Source organism: Streptomyces sp. NPDC051219 (genome assembly GCF_040682335.1).
In the GTDB taxonomy this organism is placed as follows: Bacteria; Actinomycetota; Actinomycetes; order Streptomycetales; family Streptomycetaceae; genus Streptomyces.
In genome coordinates this window covers 72,302-90,366 of record NZ_JBFBAS010000014.1, presented here as the reverse complement: position 1 = coordinate 90,366, position 18,065 = coordinate 72,302, and the positions used below count along the sequence as shown (strand labels likewise).

Sequence of the window (18,065 nt, the reverse complement as noted above, 5' to 3'; positions counted from 1 at the left end):
ACATCGCGGCGCGACACGCCCGGCGGCGGACCGGCGTCGGCCGCGTCCCCCGCCCGCCACGGGGATCCCGCCGCACTCGCGACTCGTGCGACCGCGGCGATCCTGCACGACACGCTGCACGGCACCCACCGCGGTGTCGTCGTCGACTCCCCGCCGGGAGCGGGCAAGTCGACGCTCGTGGTGCGCGCGGCCCGGGAGCTGGCCGCCGCCGGGCGCCCGCTGATGGTCGTCGCCCAGACCAACGCCCAGGTGGACGACCTGGTGCTGCGGCTCGCCGAGAAGGATCCGGACCTGCCGGTGGGCCGGCTGCACAGCAGCGAGCCCGACCCCTACGACAAGGTCCTCGACGACCTGCCTTCGGTGCGCAAGTCGGCCAAGGCCGCGGACCTCGCCGGCCTGGACGTCGTCATCTCCACCGCCGCGAAGTGGGCCCACACCCAGGGCGTGGAGCCCTGGGGTCACGCGATCGTCGACGAGGCCTACCAAATGCGCTCGGACGCGCTCCTCGCCGTGGCCGGGCTGTTCGACCGTGCGCTGTTCGTCGGCGACCCCGGGCAGCTCGACCCGTTCAGCGTCGTCGGCGCGGAGCAGTGGGCGGGGCTGTCGTACGACCCGTCGGCCAGCGCGGTGTCCACACTGCTGGCACACAATCCGGACCTGCCGCAGCACCGGCTGCCGGTGTCCTGGCGGCTGCCGGCCTCCGCAGCGCCGCTCGTGTCTGGCGCCTTCTACCCGTACACCCCGTTCCGCAGCGGTACGGACCACCGCGACCGGCGGCTGTCCTTCGCCGTCCCCTCGGACGGCTCCGGACCCGACCGGGTGCTGGACGAGGCGGCCGAATCGGGCTGGGGGCTGCTGGAACTGCCCGCCCGGCACACCCCTCGAACGGATCCCGAGGCAGTACGGGCGGTGGCCCTGGTCGTACGGCGCCTGCTGGACCGCGGCGGTGTGGCGACCAGCGAGCGGGCGGACGGCCCGGAACCGGTCACCGCCGAGCGGATCGCGGTCGGTACGGCTCACCGCGACCAGGCGGCGGCGGTCCGCGCGGCGCTCGCCGAGCTGGGCGTCACCGGAGTCGCGGTCGACACGGCGAACCGCCTCCAGGGCCGCGAGTTCGACATCACGGTCGTCCTCCACCCGCTGTCGGGCCGCCCCGACGCGACGGCCTTCCACCTGGAGACGGGCCGACTGTGCGTTCTGGCCTCGCGCCACCGGCACGCCTGCATCGTGGTGTGCCGCGCGGGCGTCGCCGACCTGCTGGACGACCACCCCTCGACGGAACCTGTGCAGCTTGGCGTGACCGTGAAGTTTCCGGACGGCTGGGAGGCGAACCACGCGGTTCTGGCCCACCTCGAGGAGCACCGCGTGCCCTGGCGGGGGTAGTACCGGCGATGCGTACTTGCGCGGAGCTGGACAATGGAGGGTGGCCCGAAGGCGATGAGCAGGAGGAAGCGATGGCAGAGCCCGAGCGGTCCGAGCGACGGCTGCGGCCCGCACCGCTGATTTTCGAGCCCTCGGAGGCCGCCGCGGACCCGGAACACTTCTTCGATCTGGAGTCGATCGAAGACCCTCGCGAGCTGCTGTCGCGGTCCACGGAACTGACCCTCGCCTTCCGTGCCGCGACGGACCGGGCCGTCGAGTTCCAGGCGGTCGCGGCGGCTCAGCTCGCGGACCCCAAGCGGTTCGACCGGCTGTCGCCGGCGGAGATCGGCGCGCGGGCGGAGTGGACCGAGGACTACGCGCGAAAGATGATCGAGTTCGGCCAGGAACTGCTGCGCGGCACGCAGCCGTAGGTCCCGCCCGGCAGCACGTCCTGGGCCCGCCGTCTCGCAGTCGGGCCGGCCTCCTGGCTGCCGGCCCGCTGCGCGCCGGCAGCAGGCCCGGCAGATCCCGGCCGCCGCTGCCCGCCCGGGATTGCGCAGCGCCATAGGCATATGCGGCGGCGCAAGGTACCCCAACCCGCCCTGCCCTGTCCTGATTTTCCGCAACTCTCGGAAACCGGATCGTGACCGAGGGTAGATGTAGGGCGCATGAGCGCTTGGCAGCGAGACGAGACGCCCCTCACCGGCGACGACGGGAGCTTGGACATCTTCGGCTTTCTGCGGGAGGACGGCCGGCACCACACGGCCCAGGTCACCTCGGAGGGGGCGGCCTGGCTCGCCTCCGCCGCCGCGTATCCGCGCAGCACGCTCTCGCTCTGGGAAGCCCGGCCGAACTCCCCCGGCGTACTGCCCTGCGGCTCGGTCTTCGACGTGGTGAACGTCCCCGCGATGTTCGGGCGCCGGATGCTGGACCGGCTGTGGGAGAAGGGCCCGGGCTCCGGGCCGGTGGCGGCGCACCGGGGGCGGATGCTGCTCTTCGCCGCACCCGGTACCGCCCAGCGGCTGCCGTCGCTGCTCGACTGGGAGGAGTGGGGCGGCGCGATGCCGCCCGTACTGTGCCACGGCACCGGCGACGCGGTGACCGTGCCGGCGATCGGCGCGGCCGGCCCCGGAGCGGCGCCGGCCGCGCGCTGGGTGGTCGCCCCCGACACCCGTCATCCGTGGCTTCCGGGCCCCGAGGTACTGCTCTGGGCCTGCGTGCGGGCAGTCCGGGCGGCGTCCGCCTCAGCAGTGCGGATATCGATTTTTCCTCCCGCCGATCAGGATGCTAAGGTCTACGACGTCAGCAGGCGCCGCTAGCTCAGTTGGTTAGAGCAGCTGACTCTTAATCAGCGGGTCCGGGGTTCGAGTCCCTGGCGGCGCACAGACGGAAGAAGCCCCTCGTGGAAGCGAGGGGCTTTTTCGTTGTCCGGTGTCCGGGCTGTCCGGCTGTCCGGTGTCCGGGCTCACGTAGTGATCTTGACCGTGTACGCCCCGGACTTCGTCCGGTCCGCCACCTCGATCCGGATCTTCTCGCCCGGCACCTTGTACGACTCCCCCACTCCGAGCGGCGCGTCCGCCAGCGGCGGGTACACCGACTCCTCCCAGCACGCCTCCGAGTCGGGATGCGTGTCCAGCACCTCTACCGGTCCGCCGCCCGACTGGGTCCGGCTGCGCACCCGGTAGACGAGCACCCCCTCGGTGCAGGTCGCCTCGTCGTTGCCCACCGCGGCTCGCGCCTCGATGGCGATCACGCTGTTCTTTCCGGTGCGTACGACCGCAAGCCTGGTCCCGCCCGTCCCGCCCCGGGCCGGCGCGGCAGCCAACGGCTCGAGCGTCCGCATTTTGGTGCCCCTGCCCTGAATGCAGCTGACGTGGCGCTGCTTCAGCCAGCCGAGCTTCCACTTGTGCCAGCCGAACAGGTCGGGAGCCAGGCCGAACTGGCTGCCCATCACGTCCCAGTCGCCGACGTACGTGTCCCAGTCGCCCTTGCCGTCCACGGGTCGGTGGTACAGGTCGGCCAGATCGAACACGTGTCCCGTCTCATGGGCGAGGACGTGGCGGTCGGGCGGGTGCTGCTCGAAGACGGTGACGATGCGCCTGAGCTTCTTGCCGTCCGCGCGCAGCGGCTTGTCGAAGTTGACGACTTTCGTGGCGTCGGAGTCGACCCCGGGGGCGTCCGGGTCGGCGACGAAGTAGACGATGTCGTAGCGGCTGAAGTCCACGGACCGGTCCGCCTTGGCCAGGGCGTCGCGCAGATAGGCGGCGCGCTTCTTGGGCGCCCAGTCGCGCTTTATGCCGTACGCCGTGGACGCCTTCGGCATCGTCACCCACTTCTTCTTCGGATGCGCCTTGAGCTGGAACTTCCCGTACGAGGCCTTGTGGAAGAACCGGCTGGTGGCGGGGAAGTGGTCGGCCGCGAGCTGCTGCGGAGTGACGGTCGGACGGGAGTCCGGGAAGGACAGGAAGACCATGACGGCGTTCAGGGTGCGCACCGGCTTCGGGTAGGAGGCGTTCCAGCTGTCGAGGCCGAGCGAGTGGTGCGCGGATGTGCGTGAGAGCGCGCAGGGCCCGACCGCCGGCTTCGCCACCGCGGGGCCCGCGAAGAGGGACATGGCAGCGAGCGCCGTGAGGGAGGTGAGCGCGGCGCCGGTGCTCCGTACGGAAAAGCGCTCCACTCGCTCGGGTGTCTGCTGACGCGGCACGTCGACCTCCGGAGGGTGAATCGGGACATCTCACCTACCTTGTGGTGTTTTTGTATGACATGCCTTGTCGGGGTGGCCCGGCCGGGTGACCGGTCCGACACTCCGGCGCGTCACGGAAAGTCACAAACGGTCTAGCACCAACCGGCCCCGCACACAGCTGTGCAGAAACGATCGGCCGGAAGGGGCAGGTGCGCATGATCACGCCACCGAAGCTGGATCGGCTCTCCCGCCAGCCTCTATGATCGGCACACTTTCCAGCGTGGAGCCCGCCCTCGGGCGGTTCACCCACCCGGCCGACGACACCCGACCAGACCTGTTCGAGACAACTGCACTGCGGGAGCGAGCGGTGAGCGGAACCTCCGAAGGACCCGGTTCGGCACCCGACAGCATCCGATCACCGGTTACGGAACGTGATTCCGTCAGCAGGACCGCGTCGGAGCTGCGCGATTACCGTGCCGCGTTCAACGCCGCCCAGCTCGCCATGGCTGTCGTCGACCGGGAAGGCCTGGTGGTCGCCGCCAACCACGCCTTCGCCACACTGCTCGGCGCCGAGCCGGCCGCGCTCGTCGAACAGGCGGCTGCCGACCTCGTCGACCTCGCCGCGGAGGCCCGCACCTGGCACGCGTACCTCGAGGTGCTGCGCGGACGGCAGGCCCGGCTGCGCTGTACCCGCCGGCTGAAACACCCGGACGGCCGCTCGATGTGGACCGAAGTCGCTCTCGCGCCCATCCCCGACAGCCGCAATGTGCTGATGTCCGTCGCCGACGTGAGCGACCGGCGCGATCTGCAGGCGCGGCTGCGCCACCTGCAGATGCACGATCCGGTGACTCGGCTGCCCAACCGCGCACTGTTCTTCGAGCGGCTCTCCGCCGCGCTGGAGTCCTCCTCGTACGGCAGCGGCGGCACGGGGCGCATCGGCCTGTGCTACCTCGATCTGGACGGCTTCAAGGCGGTCAACGACACACTCGGCCACCGGGTCGGCGACAGGCTGCTGACCGCCGTGGCCGCCCGGCTCACCCAGTGCGCCGACCAGTCCGGCTACGGCCGGAGCGGCGGCCATCTCGTCGCCCGGCTCGGTGGCGACGAATTCGCGCTGCTGGTGGAGGACTCCACCGGTACGGAACAGCTCGCCGACCTCGCCAAGTCCGTACTGGCCGCGCTCCAGAAGCCGTTCGACCTGGCCGGGCAGCGGCTGTCCGTATCGGCGAGCATCGGAGTGGTGGAGCGAGCCGCGGCCGGGACCTCGGCAACCGGGCTGATGCAGGCCGCGGACACCACGTTGTACTGGGCGAAGGCCGACGGCAAGGCTCGTTGGACGCTCTTCGACCCGGAGCGCAACGCCCACCGGATGACCCGGCAGGCCTTGTCCAGCACCCTGCGACCCGCCGTGGAGCGCGGCGAATTCGCCTTGGAGTACCAGCCGCTGGTGGACCTTGAGAGCGGGGCGGTACGCGGGGTGGAGGCCCTGGTCCGCTGGAACCACCCGCAGTTCGGAACGCTGGCGCCGAATCGGTTCATCGGAATTGCTGAAGAGGACGGCTCGATCGTCCAGCTCGGGCGGTGGGTACTGCGCACGGCTTGCCGGCAGGCCCGGCAGTGGCAGCTCGACCACCCCGAGGCCGCGCCCGTGTTCGTCAGCGTCAATGTCGCCGTACGCCAGGTCTGGGACTCCGATCTGGTCGGCGATGTGGCGGGGATCCTGGCGGAGACCGGGCTCGCGCCCCAGCTGCTGCAGCTGGAGCTCACCGAATCGGCCGTGATGGGTTCGGCGGGACGGCCGCTGCAGGCGCTGCAGGCGCTCAGCGACATGGGCGTGCGGATCGCCATCGACGACTTCGGCACCGGGTACTCGAATCTCGCCTACCTGAGCCGGCTGCCGGTATCCGTACTGAAACTCGACGGATCGTTTGTTCGCGGCTTCCGGTACGACGACGGGACGCACCCCAACCCCGCCGACGAGACGATCGTCGAGGCCCTGGTGCAGCTCGCGCACCGGCTCGGGCTGACGGTCACGGCCGAGTGTGTGGAGACGGCCGGCCAGGCGGCGCGCCTGCGCCGGGTCGGCTGCGACACCGGTCAGGGCTGGCTTTACTCGCGGGCGGTGGCGCCGGATCGTATCGCCGCCATGATCGGGGTCTGCCCACTGCGGGATCTGCCCGCCTGAACGTCGCATGGACCCCGCCCAAGCCCCGCATGGCCCTCGCCCGAACCTGGTCACACGGCGGCACATGGACAACGCACGGCCCGCACGGTCGTCTTCGGACCGTGCGGGCCTCTGTGCGGAGCGGGGTGGTTCAGCAGGTCAGCAGGCGCCGAGGTCCTGCCAGACGCCCCACTCACCGGTGGTGCCGGGCTCTTCGTTCGTCGTCCACCACTTGGCCTTCCAGGTGTGTCCCTTGTGGGAGACCTGGTTGTCGGCCGTGTAGACGGCGCCGGGCGCCCAGGCGCCGGCCGGGCAGCCACCCGTCGGCGGGGTGATCGTCGGCGGGGTGGTCGTGGGCGGAGTGGTCGTGGGCGGAGTGGTCGTGGGCGGAGTGGTCGTGGGCGGAGTGGTCGTGGGCGGAGTGGTCGTGGGCGGAGTGGTCGTGGGCGGAGTGGTCGGCGGGGTGGTCGTCGGCGGGGTCGTGGGGGTGCCGCCGACGGCCGTCACGATTTCGTTGAAGAGGGTGGCGTTGGCATCCAGGCCGAGCAGGGAGTACATCATCGCGCCGGCCAGGCCGCGGCTGTGCGCGTAGTCGGCGCGGGCCTGGATCGCGCGCTTGTCGAGGCCGGTGAAGAACTCGCCGTCCTTGTAGAAGTACGCGGCCTTCGCCTCGTCGTCCCAGAAGGTGGTGGCGGCGTTGTCCACGATGCCGCCGAGCTCCTTGTAGTGCGCGATGCCCGCCTGCTGGCTGACCGGCCGGGCGCCGGATGCGCCGGTCGCGGTCTGGGCGAGGCCGTTCTTCGAGCCGGCCGGGACGCCCTTCCATCCGCGGTAGTAGAACTCGTAGCCGAGTGTCAGCTTGTTGGCGGGGAAGCCGCCCGCGATGCCGTACGCCGCGCTGCCGTCGATCCAGGCGTCGATGGCGTTGTCGATGCTGTACTTCTGGGTGCCCGGCGCGATCGGGTCGGTCGGGTCGGAGGCCGGCGAGTACAGCGGCGACTGGTGGTACGTCGGGCCGTCGCCGTCCCACGAGCCGTGCATGTCGTAGGTCATGATGTTCGCGTAGTCGAGATACGCGCCGATCTTGTCCGTCTCGATGTGCTTGATCTTGTCCTGGCCGGCCGGCAGGGCCGCCGTCAGCAGGTACTTCTTCCCGCCGTTGGCCGCGCCGTGGGCGTCGAGCTGCTTACGGAACTCGGCGAGCAGCAGGGTGAAGTTCTGCTTGTCCTCCGGACCGTGGTGATTGCCGAGGTGCCCGTTCGGCGAGCCCGGGTACTCCCAGTCGATGTCGATGCCGTCGAAGACCCCGGCGGCGCTGCCGGGGCCGCCGAAGCCGCCCTCGACCGGCAGGTTGCCCTTGATGTACTGGTCGATACAGGAGGTCACGAGCTTCTTGCGGCTCGCGTCGGTCTTCGCGGCGTCGTGGAAGAACTTGGAGTAGGTCCAGCCGCCCAGCGAAATGTTGATCTTCAGGTGCGGATGCTTGGCCTTCAGTTCCTTGAACTGGTTGAAGACGCCCACGATCGGCTGGTCCCACTTGTCGGCGACGCCGTCGACGCTGTCCGCCGCGCTGAAGGACTTCTGGTAGTCGGCGTACGAATCGCCCGCGCCGTCACCGGCGTTGGGGTTGTTGTCGTCCCCGGCCGCCTTGTTGGCCTCGAAACAGGTGAGCTCGGTGGGGTGGATGTTGCCGAACGAGTAGTTGATGACATCCAGCTTCCCGGCTATCCCCCGGGTGTCCAGGTGCTTGGGGTAGAAGGCGTTGCCGTAGACGCTCCACTGGTCGTAGTACGCGATCTTCACCCCGCCGCTGCTCGCGGAGGTGGGCGCGGCTTCGGTGGCGGCATTGGCCGGGCCGAGGCCCGCGAAGGCGGCCAGGGCACCTGCGGCGAGTGCGGCCGTGGTCACGGCCGCGATCAGAGGTCTGCGGGGGGAGTGCACGTACTGCCTCCGGAGGCGGGGAGGAACGGGGGGATGGAGCAGTGATAGCGACCCCGCCGGTGTCGAGTCAATGGTCTGAACCAAATGAGGACTAGACCAATTGGAGTGCGAAAGGCCTTGTCAGGCGCGTGAGATGGATACGAGAAACCGCTCGCCACGCGAGGTGACGAGCGGCTTAAGGCTCTCTTATGGATCTTCCGTACAGGAGGTTGACGGAGAAACCACCCGGCCTCCGGAAACCCCGGATTTACCCGGCCGTGGGCAGCACGTACGCATCCGCGATGAGTTCGTAGGAGCGCAGCCGCGCGTCCCCGCCGTGCACATTGGCCGTGATCATCAGCTCGTCCGCACCCGTCCGCTTCTGCAGGTCGTCGAGGCCCGCCCGGACCGTGTCCGGAGTGCCGTACACGACATTGCCCAGCCAGCTGTCCACGAACTCCCGCTCCAGCGGGCTGAACTCGTGCGCCTCCGCCTCCTCCGGCGTCGGTACGAGACCGGGCCGGCCGGTGCGCAGCCGGACCATCGCGAGAGCGCCGGTCAGCGCCTGACGGCGGGCTTCCCTCTCGTCGTCCGAGGCCAGCGCCGAGACGCCGATCACCGCGTACGGCGCGTCCAGCACCTCGGAGGGCCGGAAGGACTCCCGGTAGAGGTCCAGCGCGGGCAGGGTGTTGGCCGCCGAGAAGTGGTGGGCGAAGGCGAACGGCAGCCCGAGCGCACCGGCCAGCCGTGCGCTGAAACCGGAGGAGCCGAGCAGCCAGACGGGCGGGCGGCCCGGGGGCCCCTGAACCGGTCCGGGAACGGCGTGGATGCGCGCGTACGGGTGGCCGCCCGGGAAGTCGTCGTCCAGGAACCGGGTCAGCTCGGCCAGTTGCTGCGGGAAGTCGTCGGCGCCCTCGTTCGGCCGGGCGGTGCGGCGCAGGGCCGCCGCCGTCGCCCCGTCCGTGCCCGGCGCCCGCCCGAGGCCGAGGTCTACACGGCCCGGAGCCAGCGCCTCCAGGGTGCCGAACTGCTCGGCGATGACGAGTGGCGCGTGGTTGGGCAGCATGACGCCGCCGGAGCCGAGCCGGATGCGCTCGGTGTGCGCGGCGAGATGGGCCAGGATCACGGCTGGGGAGGAGCTGGCGACCCCCGGCATCGAGTGGTGCTCGGCGACCCAGTGGCGGTGGAAGCCGCGGCGCTCGGCGAGGCGGGCGAGGTCCACGCTGGTCCGCAGGGCCTGGGTCGCGGTTCCGCCCCTGCCTACGGTCACCAGGTCCAGTACGGACAGGGGAACCGGCGCCGTCCCGTGCGCCGTGCCTCGAATCGCGTCCACCGTGCTTTGCCTCCTCCGTGGGAATTCGTACGAAGGACCGAACAGGAGGGTGTCTCCGGTTATTCCGGCGGACTGCCCGGCCGGCTGTCCGGCGCGTTGTCCCGGCGCGCCGCCTCGGCGGTCACCGGGGGCGGGCGAAGAGCGTGCCCAGTCCGTCGCCCCAGGCCCTGCGCTCGGCCAGCCGCAGACCCTCCCAGACCGTGACCTGGTTCGCGGTGAGGACCGGCTTGCCCACGGCTTCCTCCAGTTCCGCGAGGTGCGCCGCGGTGTGCAGGGCGGTGTCCGGCAGCAGCACCGCCTCGGCGTCCGGGTGGTCACCCGCCCTGGCGAGGGCGAGCACCTCGTCCCGTCCCCAGGTGCCGACTTCCGCCGCCGTGACGATGCCCTCGGCACGCTCGGCGACGACCTCGGTCCCCGTCGCTTTCAGGAACGCGCAGAAGTACCCCGCCACGTCCGGCGGGTACGTCGCGGCCACCGCCACCCTCCCGGCGCCCACCGCCCGTACCGCGTGCGCGAAGGCGAACGACGTACTGGAGGCGGGCAGGCCGGCCGCGAGGGCCAGGGTGCGGATCTGCTCGTGCGCCCCGTCCCGGCCCCGGACGAAGCTTCCGCTGGTGCACGCCCACACCACCGATTCGGCTCCCGACAGCCGCAGCTCCTCCACCCCCGCCGCCAGCCGCTCCGGCGAGCCCATGTCCAGCAGGGCGTCGACCCGGTGCGCGTCCTCGCCGATGTCGGTGTGGACGACGGGCAGCCGGATATCGGTGTCCAGCAGCATCTCGATGCGCGGGTAGTCGTCCTCCGCGGAGTGCCCGGGGTAGAGCAGTCCGACTGTTGTCATGTCCGGCCTCCCTGTTCCTCTTCCTCGGGTTCGGCTGCCCCCATCGCGGCGGGTCCACACCGGGCGGCCGGATCCAGCAGAGCCTGGTACGGACCGACCGCCGTGGTGCCGATGTGCCGCATCGCGGACCACATGGTCACCTGGTTCGCGGAGAGGACGGGCATCCGCAGTTCGGCCTCCAGCTGCGGAATCACGTCGTACGTCGGGAGATTGGTGCAGCTGATGAACAGCGCGTCGGCGGCGCCCACCGCGGCCCGCCGGGCCATCTCGACCACATCGCGGTAGGGCACCCGCCAGATGTGCCGGGTCAGCCCCAGGTAGGCGCGGCCGGTGACCTCGGTGCCCGACGCGGCGAGGTAGTCCTCCAGCGCCCGCGTCACCGATGCCGTGTACGGCGTGACCAGTGCGATCCGCCGGGCGTCAAGCTCCTTCAGCGCCTCCAGCAGCGCGCCGGAGGTGGTCAGCGCCGGTACTTCGCCGGCCCGGGTCATGGCCGCGCACATCGCGCGTTCGCCGGCCGGCCCGTCGACGAAGGAGCCGGAGGTGCAGGCGTACGCGATGACCTCCGGCTCGACGGCGCTCAGCGCCCGCACCGCGTCGTGCAGTGTCTCGTGCTCGCTGACCAGCCGCGCCAGATCGAGGCTGACCTCGACGGGCACGAACGGCGTACGGGTGAGATGGAGCGAGACGCCGGCGGGCACCCAGCGCCACAGTTCTCGGTCCAGTGCGAAGTCGAAGGGGGCGACGATGCCGATGCCGCGCTGCGGCTGCGGGCCCCCGAGGAAGGAGATGTCCATCGGTCCCCCACTGCAGGCGTGTTGACGACGGTAGGGCGCGGTGCGAGCGTGGTCAATCCGTACATCTCAGGCGCATTTCAAGTGCGTGATCCAGTCGTAGCGCGCAGCCGTTGCGGACCGCTTTCCGGAAGGTTTCTCCCGTATGCCGGAGCCCACTCTCCTCGTCCTGGACGCCGATCCCCCGCCCCGGCTCGGCCGGCTCAGCGGACGGGCCCGCGTACTGCACGCCGACGCGCACACGCTCGCGGACCTGCTGCCGCTCGCGGACGCGCTGCTGGTGTGGGACTTCACCTCCGACGCGGTACGCCGCGCCTGGCCGGGGGACGGGCCGCGGCCCCGCTGGGTGCACACGGCGAGCGCGGGAGTGGACCATTTGCTCTGCCCCGAACTCGTCTCGTCCGACACGGTGGTCACCAACGCGCGCGGCGTCTTCGACCAGCCGATCGCGGAGTACGTCGCCGGGCTCGTGCTCGCCTTCGCCAAGGACCTCCCCGGCACGCTGGAGAGCCAGCGGCGGCGGCGCTGGCAGCACCGGGAGACGGTCCGGGTCGCGGGCACCCGTGCGACTGTGGTGGGCTCCGGCCCGATCGGGCTGGCGATCGCGCGGACACTGGAGGCGCTCGGCGTCACCGTGGCGGTGGTGGGCCGGACCGGGCGCACCGGGGTGCACGGTCCCGGGGACCTCGACCGGCTCCTGGCGGGCGCGGACTGGGTGGTGTGCGCCGCGCCGCTGACCGGCGAGACGCGTGGCATGTTCGACGCGGCGCGGTTCGCGGTGATGCGGTCCTCGGCCCGGTTCATCAATGTGGGGCGCGGGCCCCTCGTGGTCGAGGAGGATCTGGTCGCGGCGCTCGGCAAGGGGTCGATCGGCGGCGCGGCACTCGATGTCTTCGCGCACGAGCCACTGCCGGAGCAAAGCCCGCTGTGGGACGTGCCCGGCCTCGTCGTCTCGCCGCACATGAGCGGGGACACGGTCGGCTGGCGCGATGAACTCGCGGCTCAGTTCGTCGACTTGTACGAGCGCTGGGCAGACGGAAAGCCGCTGGCGAACGTGGTCGACAAGAAACGTGGGTACGTCACCGGGCATGACTGAACTCACCGGCCTGACCGCCCGCCGGCTCCTGTCCGGCTACGAGCGAGGCGACTTCTCCCCCGTCGAGGCGACCCGCGCGGCGCTGGACCGGGCCGAGCAGGTGCAGCCGCGCGTCAACGCCTTCGTCCGCATCGACGCGCGGGACGCGCTCGACCAGGCGGAGGCGGCCACCGAGCGGTGGCGCCGCAAGGAGCCGCTCGGGCTGCTCGACGGCGTGCCGGTGTCGGTGAAGGACATCCTGCTGATGCGTGGCGGTCCGACCCTGCGGGGCTCGAAGACCGTACGCGCGGACGGCACGTGGGACGAGGACGCGCCGTCCGTGGCCCGGCTGCGCGAACACGGGGCGGTCCTCCTCGGCAAGACGACGACTCCCGAGTTCGGCTGGAAGGGCGTGACCGACTCGCCATTGACCGGCGTGACCCGCAATCCGTACGACCTGTCACGCACGGCGGGCGGCTCCAGCGGCGGCAGCGCGGCGGCCGTCGCGCTCGGCGCGGGTCCGCTCTCGCTGGGCACGGACGGCGGCGGCTCGGTCCGGATTCCGGCAGCGTTCTGCGGGATCTTCGGGCTCAAGCCGACGTACGGGCGCATCCCGCTGTATCCGGCGAGCGCCTTCGGCACGCTCTCGCACGCCGGACCGATGACCCGCGATGTCGCGGACGCGGCGCTGCTGATGGACGTCGTGAGCGGGCCCGACTGGCGGGACTGGTCCCAGCTCGGCCCGGTGGAGGGAAGCTTCCGCGACGCGCTCCGCTCCGGGGCCGATGGGGTGAAGGGGCTGCGGATCGCGTACTCGCCGTCCTTCGGCGGGCAGGTCGCGGTCCGGCCCGAGGTCGCCTCGGCCGTACGAGGGGCGGTCGCGCGTCTCGCCGAACTGGGCGCGTACGTCGAGGAGACCGACCCGGACCTGACCGACCCGGTGGAGGCCTTCCACACCCTCTGGTTCAGCGGGGCGGCCCGCGTCGTCCAGCACTTCAACCCCAAACAGCGGGAGTCGCTGGATCCGGGGCTGCGGGAGATCTGTTCGCGCGGTGCGCGGTACAGCGCGCTCGACTACCTCGCGGCCGTGGACGTGCGGATGGCGTTGGGCCGGCGCATGGGCCGCTTCCACGACACGTACGACCTGCTGGTCACCCCGACCCTGCCGATTCCCGCCTTCGAGGCGGGCGTGGAGGTGCCGAAGGGGTCCGGCCACCACCGCTGGACGAGCTGGACCCCTTTCACGTACCCCTTCAACCTGACCCAGCAGCCGGCCGCGACGGTGCCGTGCGGCCTGGTGGCCGGGCTGCCGGCCGGGCTGCAGATCGTGGGCGCCCGGCACGCGGACGCCCTGGTACTGCGGGCGGCGCACGCGCTGTACGAGGCGGGGGTGGCGGACAGCGTCAGTCTGCCCGGCGGAAGCTGAGGGTCTCGCCCAGCGCACCCGCCCGCCAGAGGTCCTGACAGGCCTCTGCCATCCGGTCCAGGCCTTCCACGACCGTGCCCCAGACGATGCCGGGGACCCAGCCCGTATCGCCGTTCAGCAGCAGGTTGTTCCGCTCGTAGAAGAGGGCGAGGTCGACGACGGCGCCGTGCCCCCGGTGGGCGGCCCGGGGGGCATATCCGTGAGAGGACGTGCCCAACTGGGTGTCCGAGAAGGAGAAATAACACAGATCACCCGGAATGGGGGTGACTGTCGGGTTTTCCAGAGGAGGTTCCTCCGCCGCGAACGCGGGCACCAGGGCGTAGATCTCGTTGCGCGCGTACTTCGCGTGATAAACGTCACCACCGAGCGGCAGCGCCTCCCACACCGCCGCGCAAGTCACCGGGGCCCGGTCGTCCAGGAGTTTCGCGGTGCAGCGCACACCGCGCTTGTCGAGCATCACGTCCACGTATCGGTCTGCCATCCCACCCGCATACCCCGCCGGGAGCCGGGTAGCCGCGCGCCCATGGCTCCACGCAGACACCACCTCCACCGACGATCGTTCCTCGCCGGCGCCACCGCGCTGGGCGCCGCGGGCGCGCTGGGCGCCGCGGGCTGTGCCCGGGTGCCCTCCGGCGACGCCCTCGCCCGGCTGAAGACGCAGGGCACGGTGCGGCTCGGCATCGCCGGCGAGGTCCCCTACGGATACGTCAATGACCGCGGCGAGTTCACCGGCGAGGCACCCGAGCTCGCCAAAGTGATCTTCGGGCGACTCGGCATCAGCCGCGTCCAGCCGGTCGCCACCGACTTCTCCTCCCTCATACCCGGGCTCAACTCCCAGCAGTTCGACGTCGTCTCGGCCGGGATGTACATCAACAAGGAGCGCTGCGCCCAGGTCGTCTTCGCCGACCCCGAGTACCAGATGCTCGACGCGTTCATCGTGCGCAAGGGCAATCCCAAGCAGCTGCGCAGCTACGAGGACGTCGTGCGGACGAAGGCGAAGTTCGCCACCGGCACCGGATACGCGGAGATCGGCTACGCGGTCGCCGCGGGCTTTCCGGAGAAGGAGATCGTGATTCTCCAGGACCAGGTCGCCGGGCTCAACGCCGTCGAGTCCGGCCGGGTCGACGTCTTCGCCGGAACCGCGCTGACCGTCCGTGAGGTGGTGAAGAACAGCGCGAGGGCGGAGGCCACCAAGCCGTTCGCCGCGGTCGTGGACGGCAAGAAGAAGATCGACGGCGGCGGCTTCGCCTTCCGCCCCACCGACACCGAGCTGCGTGACGCCTTCAACACCGAGATCCACAAGATGAAGAAGAGCGGAGAGCTCTTCCGGATCCTGCGGCCGTTCGGCTTCACCCAGGCCGAGATGACCGAACTGACGGCCGAGGAGCTGTGCCGATGACAGCGGGACTCTGGCAGAACTGGGTGCTCCCGGGCATCTGGACCACCGTGCAGCTCACCCTGTACAGCGCGGCGCTCGCCACCGCCGTCGCCTTCGCCGTCGGTGTCGCGCGGACCGGCCACTCACGCTTCGTGCGCTTTCTGGCCGGTTTCTACACCGAGGTCTTCCGCGGGACTTCGGCCCTCGTGCTCATGTTCTGGCTGTTCTTCGTGCTGCCCTCGCTCGTGGGCTGGCAGCTCGTTCCCATGTGGGCCGCGGTGCTGGCGCTCGGACTCTCGTACGGCGCGTACGGCGCCGAGGTCGTCCGCGGTGCCCTGAATGCTGTTCCGCCCGCCCAGCGCGAGTCGGGCATCGCACTCAGCTTCACGCCCTGGCAGCGGATGCGGCTGATCCTTCTGCCGCAGGCGGTGCCGGAGATGATCCCGCCGTTCTGCAACCTGCTCGTCGAACTGCTCAAGGGCACAGCCCTGGTGTCCCTGCTGGGCGTCGGTGACGTGTCGTTCGCCGCGTACCTGGTCCGGCTCGCGACCCAGGACAGCGCGCAGATCTACACGGTCACGCTGGTGATCTACTTCGCGATCGCGTTCGCCCTCACCCGCGGGATGAAGGTTCTCGAGCGCAGGACCAAGGCCAATCTGGGAGTGGTGGTCAAGTGAACTGGGACTGGTCCGCGGTGGCGGACTTCATGCCGCAGTTCTGGGACGGCGTGCTTGTCACGCTGCAGATCCTGGCGCTCGGCTCACTGCTCTCCTTCGCTCTCGGCCTGGTCTGGGCGATCGGCTTCCGCGCCCCGACCCGCTTCGTCCGCTGGCCGGTGCACGCGGTCACCGAGTTCATCCGCCTGACCCCGCTGCTGGTGCAGCTGTTCTTCCTCTTCTTCGTGCTGCCCGAGTGGGGCGTGCAGTTCTCCGCACTGACCACCGGCACGATCGCGATCGGCGTGCACTACTCGACGTACACCGCGCAGGTCTACCGGGCGGGCATCGAAGCGGTACCGGCCGGGCAGTGGGAGGCGGCCACCGCGCTCAGCCTGCCCGCCCGCCGCACCTGGACGGCGGTGATCCTGCCCCAGGCGGTCCGCCGCGTGGTGCCCGCACTGGGCAACTACGTCATCTCGATGCTGAAGGACACTCCGCTGCTCGCCGGGATCAGCGTGCTGGAGATGCTCCAGCAGGCGCGGCTGGAGGGTGCGTCCACCTTCCAGTACACCGAGCCGCTGACCGTCGTCGGCATCGCCTTCATTCTCATCGCCTACCCGGCTTCACTTCTCGTACGAACCCTGGAGCGCCGCCTTGTCCACTGAACTCAAGGCCCCTGAACTGATCCGCTTCGAGAACGTCACCAAGCGCTTCGGAGACAACACCGTCCTCGACAACCTCTGCTTCTCCGTCCGGCCGGGAAAGCACGTCACCCTGATCGGGCCCTCCGGTTCCGGCAAGACGACGATCCTGCGGCTGCTGATGACACTGATGAAGCCCGACGCGGGCACGATCGACGTCAACGGAAGCCGGCTCTTCCCGGCCGGGGAGAAGGAGATCCGCGAGGTGCGGAAGAACATCGGGATGGTGTTCCAGCAGTTCAATCTCTTCCCCAACATGTCCGTACTGCGCAACATCACCGAGGCACCGGTCCGGGTGCTGGGGCTGAGCAGGGACGAGGCCGAGGAGCGCGCCCGCGACCTGCTCGACCTCGTGGGCCTCGGCGACCGGTGCGGCGCGAAGCCGAGCCAGCTCTCCGGCGGCCAGCAGCAACGGGTGGCGATAGCCCGGGCGCTCGCCATGCGCCCGCAGGTGCTGCTGCTCGACGAGGTGACGTCGGCGCTCGATCCGGAGCTGGTGGCCGGGGTGCTCGACGTGCTGCGGGACATCGCCCGCACCACCGACATCACCATGCTCTGCGTGACACACGAGATGAATTTCGCCCGTGACATCTCCGACGAGGTGCTGATGTTCGATTCGGGGCGTGTCATCGAGTCCGGATCCCCGGAAAAAATCTTCAGCGATCCGGGGCACGAACGTACCCGTGAGTTTCTCGGCGCGGTGCTCTGACCTCTCCAATCAGTCCGGAACCGTGACTCTGGCATATGCCAGGGTGGTGCGCCCCTGTTGAGAGGCGCCGTGCCCGCCATCATTCTCATCAACAGCCGCTCCAGATCGGGCGCTTGGCCGCTATCGTGGTATCAAGCCAAGCTCTGGGGCCGGTCCGCATCGCAAGGGGGACGTAACCAGCTGCGACGCCGCCAACGCAAGCGGTCACACCTGCTAGGGGGAAACCGTGGCGCTGAAGCCCGAGCCGACCGCGCCGTTCCATTCGGTGCAGTACGCCCTGCGCGTTCTCGAGACGATTTCCAGGCACGGTGGCGGGGTCACCGATGTCCAGATCGCGCGCGAGACCGGTCTGCCCGCCGCTCACCTCTCCCCCATGCTGCTGATGCTGCGCCGCGAAGGCTATGTGGTGCAGGTCTCGGACGGGGCCTACACGATCGGCGACTCCCTGGTGCTCCTCGGCTCCGGAGTGAACCGCCAGCAGGCTCTGCAGGCCAAGCTGCAGGAAACCCTGGACCAACTGCGTGACTCGGTCGGCGCCGCCGTCTACATCAGCCGGTACGTCGACGGCGAGGTACGGATCACCCAGTTCGCCGACGGTCCTCGGACGCCCAAGGTCAACGAGTGGGTGGACTTCCGGTCGGCGGCGCACGCCAGCGCGGTCGGGAAGTGCCTGCTCACCCAGCTCGACCAGAACGGCCGCCGCGACCACCTCTCGCGGCACAGGACCGCCCGCCTCACCTCGCGGACGATCACCAACGAGAAGATCCTCTTCTCCAAGCTGGACAGCCAGCCGGCCACCGTGCCAGTGCTCGACCTGCAGGAGTACGCGGTGGGTACGGTCTGCGCGGCCGTCCCGATCACCGCCGGCGCCGCGGTGGGCTGCCTGGCGCTCTCCATGCCGATCGAGCACGCGCACCGGCTGCGCTCGGCGGCCCAGACGCTGAACCGCAGGGCAGCCCCCGTGCTGCTGTCGCTGGCGATCTAGGACGGGCCGGCCCGGCCAGATCCGAGAGACACACC

Annotated in this window: 17 protein-coding genes and 1 tRNA gene; 12 read left to right on the top strand and 6 right to left on the bottom strand. The window is 70.4% G+C overall.

Translation table 11 applies throughout. The features are described from left to right. The first annotated feature begins 99 nt into the window (after nucleotides 1-99). The 4 genes from AB0M62_RS18235 to AB0M62_RS18220 all read left to right on the top strand — a co-directional run bounded on the left by AB0M62_RS18235 (nucleotide 100) and on the right by AB0M62_RS18220 (nucleotide 2,745). The gene (locus AB0M62_RS18235; protein WP_366075293.1) at nucleotides 100-1,383 is read left to right on the top strand and encodes an AAA domain-containing protein; all 1,284 of its coding nucleotides are present in this window, start codon (nucleotides 100-102) and stop codon (nucleotides 1,381-1,383) included. Between the two features lie 71 nt (nucleotides 1,384-1,454). Next, nucleotides 1,455-1,793 carry a hypothetical protein gene (locus tag AB0M62_RS18230; protein WP_366075214.1) on the top strand — a complete coding sequence of 113 codons (339 nt, stop codon included), beginning with the start codon at nucleotides 1,455-1,457 and terminating at the stop codon, nucleotides 1,791-1,793. A gap of 237 nt (nucleotides 1,794-2,030) precedes the next feature. Then, the gene (locus AB0M62_RS18225) at nucleotides 2,031-2,681 is read left to right on the top strand and encodes a bifunctional DNA primase/polymerase (protein ID WP_366075213.1); all 651 of its coding nucleotides are present in this window, start codon (nucleotides 2,031-2,033) and stop codon (nucleotides 2,679-2,681) included. Continuing rightward, nucleotides 2,672-2,745 (top strand) — tRNA-Lys (locus tag AB0M62_RS18220). The genes AB0M62_RS18225 and AB0M62_RS18220 overlap by 10 nt, the downstream gene beginning before the upstream one ends. 82 nt (nucleotides 2,746-2,827) lie before the next feature. Here the strand turns inward: AB0M62_RS18220 and AB0M62_RS18215 are convergent. Then, the gene (locus AB0M62_RS18215) at nucleotides 2,828-4,066 is read right to left on the bottom strand and encodes a M6 family metalloprotease domain-containing protein (RefSeq protein WP_366075211.1); all 1,239 of its coding nucleotides are present in this window, start codon (nucleotides 4,064-4,066) and stop codon (nucleotides 2,828-2,830) included. Between the two features lie 346 nt (nucleotides 4,067-4,412). On the opposite strand from AB0M62_RS18215, the gene AB0M62_RS18210 reads away from it, so the two are divergent. Then, nucleotides 4,413-6,230, top strand: coding sequence for an EAL domain-containing protein (locus tag AB0M62_RS18210; RefSeq protein WP_366075292.1), 1,818 nt, complete (start codon nucleotides 4,413-4,415; stop codon nucleotides 6,228-6,230). 138 nt (nucleotides 6,231-6,368) lie between these two features. Here the strand turns inward: AB0M62_RS18210 and AB0M62_RS18205 are convergent, their stop codons facing one another. The 4 genes from AB0M62_RS18205 to AB0M62_RS18190 all read right to left on the bottom strand — a co-directional run bounded on the left by AB0M62_RS18205 (nucleotide 6,369) and on the right by AB0M62_RS18190 (nucleotide 11,100). Further along, nucleotides 6,369-8,150 carry a glycosyl hydrolase family 18 protein gene (locus AB0M62_RS18205; RefSeq protein WP_366075210.1) on the bottom strand — a complete coding sequence of 594 codons (1,782 nt, stop codon included), beginning with the start codon at nucleotides 8,148-8,150 and terminating at the stop codon, nucleotides 6,369-6,371. A gap of 247 nt (nucleotides 8,151-8,397) precedes the next feature. Continuing rightward, the gene (locus AB0M62_RS18200; protein WP_366075209.1) at nucleotides 8,398-9,462 is read right to left on the bottom strand and encodes an LLM class flavin-dependent oxidoreductase; all 1,065 of its coding nucleotides are present in this window, start codon (nucleotides 9,460-9,462) and stop codon (nucleotides 8,398-8,400) included. Between the two features lie 121 nt (nucleotides 9,463-9,583). Next, nucleotides 9,584-10,303 (bottom strand): decarboxylase, encoded by a 720-nt coding sequence (locus tag AB0M62_RS18195; RefSeq protein ID WP_366075208.1) that lies wholly within the window; start codon nucleotides 10,301-10,303, stop codon nucleotides 9,584-9,586. Continuing rightward, nucleotides 10,300-11,100: a decarboxylase gene (locus AB0M62_RS18190; protein WP_366075207.1), complete on the bottom strand. Its 801-nt coding sequence runs from the start codon at nucleotides 11,098-11,100 to the stop codon at nucleotides 10,300-10,302. The genes AB0M62_RS18195 and AB0M62_RS18190 overlap by 4 nt, the downstream gene beginning before the upstream one ends. A 142-nt stretch (nucleotides 11,101-11,242) precedes the next feature. Between AB0M62_RS18190 and AB0M62_RS18185 the strand changes: the two genes are divergently transcribed. Together AB0M62_RS18185 and AB0M62_RS18180 are read left to right on the top strand one after the other, a co-directional pair. Further along, entirely contained in the window at nucleotides 11,243-12,193 is a 951-nt protein-coding gene (locus AB0M62_RS18185; RefSeq protein ID WP_366075206.1) for a D-2-hydroxyacid dehydrogenase, read from the top strand. Further along, nucleotides 12,186-13,598: an amidase gene (locus tag AB0M62_RS18180; RefSeq protein WP_366075205.1), complete on the top strand. Its 1,413-nt coding sequence runs from the start codon at nucleotides 12,186-12,188 to the stop codon at nucleotides 13,596-13,598. Before AB0M62_RS18185 ends, AB0M62_RS18180 begins: the two co-directional genes overlap by 8 nt. On the opposite strand, the gene AB0M62_RS18175 is transcribed toward AB0M62_RS18180, so the two are convergent. Further along, nucleotides 13,576-14,079, bottom strand: a complete 504-nt coding sequence (locus tag AB0M62_RS18175) for a DUF3830 family protein (protein WP_366075204.1) — start codon at nucleotides 14,077-14,079, stop codon at nucleotides 13,576-13,578. The genes AB0M62_RS18180 and AB0M62_RS18175 overlap by 23 nt on opposite strands. A gap of 42 nt (nucleotides 14,080-14,121) precedes the next feature. Between AB0M62_RS18175 and ehuB the strand changes: the two genes are divergently transcribed. The 5 genes from ehuB to AB0M62_RS18150 all read left to right on the top strand — a co-directional run bounded on the left by ehuB (nucleotide 14,122) and on the right by AB0M62_RS18150 (nucleotide 18,030). Then, complete coding sequence (gene ehuB / locus AB0M62_RS18170; RefSeq protein ID WP_366075203.1) at nucleotides 14,122-14,997, top strand: ectoine/hydroxyectoine ABC transporter substrate-binding protein EhuB; 876 nt, start codon at nucleotides 14,122-14,124, stop codon at nucleotides 14,995-14,997. Next, on the top strand, nucleotides 14,994-15,653 hold the full coding sequence (gene ehuC / locus AB0M62_RS18165; protein WP_366075202.1) for an ectoine/hydroxyectoine ABC transporter permease subunit EhuC: 660 nt from the start codon (nucleotides 14,994-14,996) through the stop codon (nucleotides 15,651-15,653). The genes ehuB and ehuC overlap by 4 nt, the downstream gene beginning before the upstream one ends. Continuing rightward, a complete protein-coding gene (ehuD, locus tag AB0M62_RS18160; protein WP_366075201.1) occupies nucleotides 15,650-16,300 on the top strand; it encodes an ectoine/hydroxyectoine ABC transporter permease subunit EhuD in 651 nt (216 codons plus the stop codon). The genes ehuC and ehuD overlap by 4 nt, the downstream gene beginning before the upstream one ends. Continuing rightward, on the top strand, nucleotides 16,290-17,045 hold the full coding sequence (locus AB0M62_RS18155; RefSeq protein ID WP_366075200.1) for an amino acid ABC transporter ATP-binding protein: 756 nt from the start codon (nucleotides 16,290-16,292) through the stop codon (nucleotides 17,043-17,045). The genes ehuD and AB0M62_RS18155 overlap by 11 nt, the downstream gene beginning before the upstream one ends. A gap of 226 nt (nucleotides 17,046-17,271) precedes the next feature. Then, complete coding sequence (locus AB0M62_RS18150; RefSeq protein WP_366075199.1) at nucleotides 17,272-18,030, top strand: IclR family transcriptional regulator C-terminal domain-containing protein; 759 nt, start codon at nucleotides 17,272-17,274, stop codon at nucleotides 18,028-18,030. Nucleotides 18,031-18,065 lie beyond the last annotated feature (35 nt).

What these genes read in the sequence shown, in the direction of transcription:
- AB0M62_RS18230 (WP_366075214.1), top strand. Translation starts at nt 1,455, where the DNA reads ATGGCAGAGCCCGAGCGGTCCGAGCGACGGCTGCGGCCCGCACCGCTG.
- AB0M62_RS18225 (WP_366075213.1), top strand. Translation starts at nt 2,031, where the DNA reads ATGAGCGCTTGGCAGCGAGACGAGACGCCCCTCACCGGCGACGACGGG.
- AB0M62_RS18195 (WP_366075208.1), bottom strand. Translation starts at nt 10,303, where the DNA reads ATGACAACAGTCGGACTGCTCTACCCCGGGCACTCCGCGGAGGACGAC.
- AB0M62_RS18190 (WP_366075207.1), bottom strand. Translation starts at nt 11,100, where the DNA reads ATGGACATCTCCTTCCTCGGGGGCCCGCAGCCGCAGCGCGGCATCGGC.
- AB0M62_RS18185 (WP_366075206.1), top strand. Translation starts at nt 11,243, where the DNA reads ATGCCGGAGCCCACTCTCCTCGTCCTGGACGCCGATCCCCCGCCCCGG.
- AB0M62_RS18180 (WP_366075205.1), top strand. Translation starts at nt 12,186, where the DNA reads ATGACTGAACTCACCGGCCTGACCGCCCGCCGGCTCCTGTCCGGCTAC.
- AB0M62_RS18175 (WP_366075204.1), bottom strand. Translation starts at nt 14,079, where the DNA reads ATGGCAGACCGATACGTGGACGTGATGCTCGACAAGCGCGGTGTGCGC.
- ehuB (WP_366075203.1), top strand. Translation starts at nt 14,122, where the DNA reads ATGGCTCCACGCAGACACCACCTCCACCGACGATCGTTCCTCGCCGGC.
- ehuC (WP_366075202.1), top strand. Translation starts at nt 14,994, where the DNA reads ATGACAGCGGGACTCTGGCAGAACTGGGTGCTCCCGGGCATCTGGACC.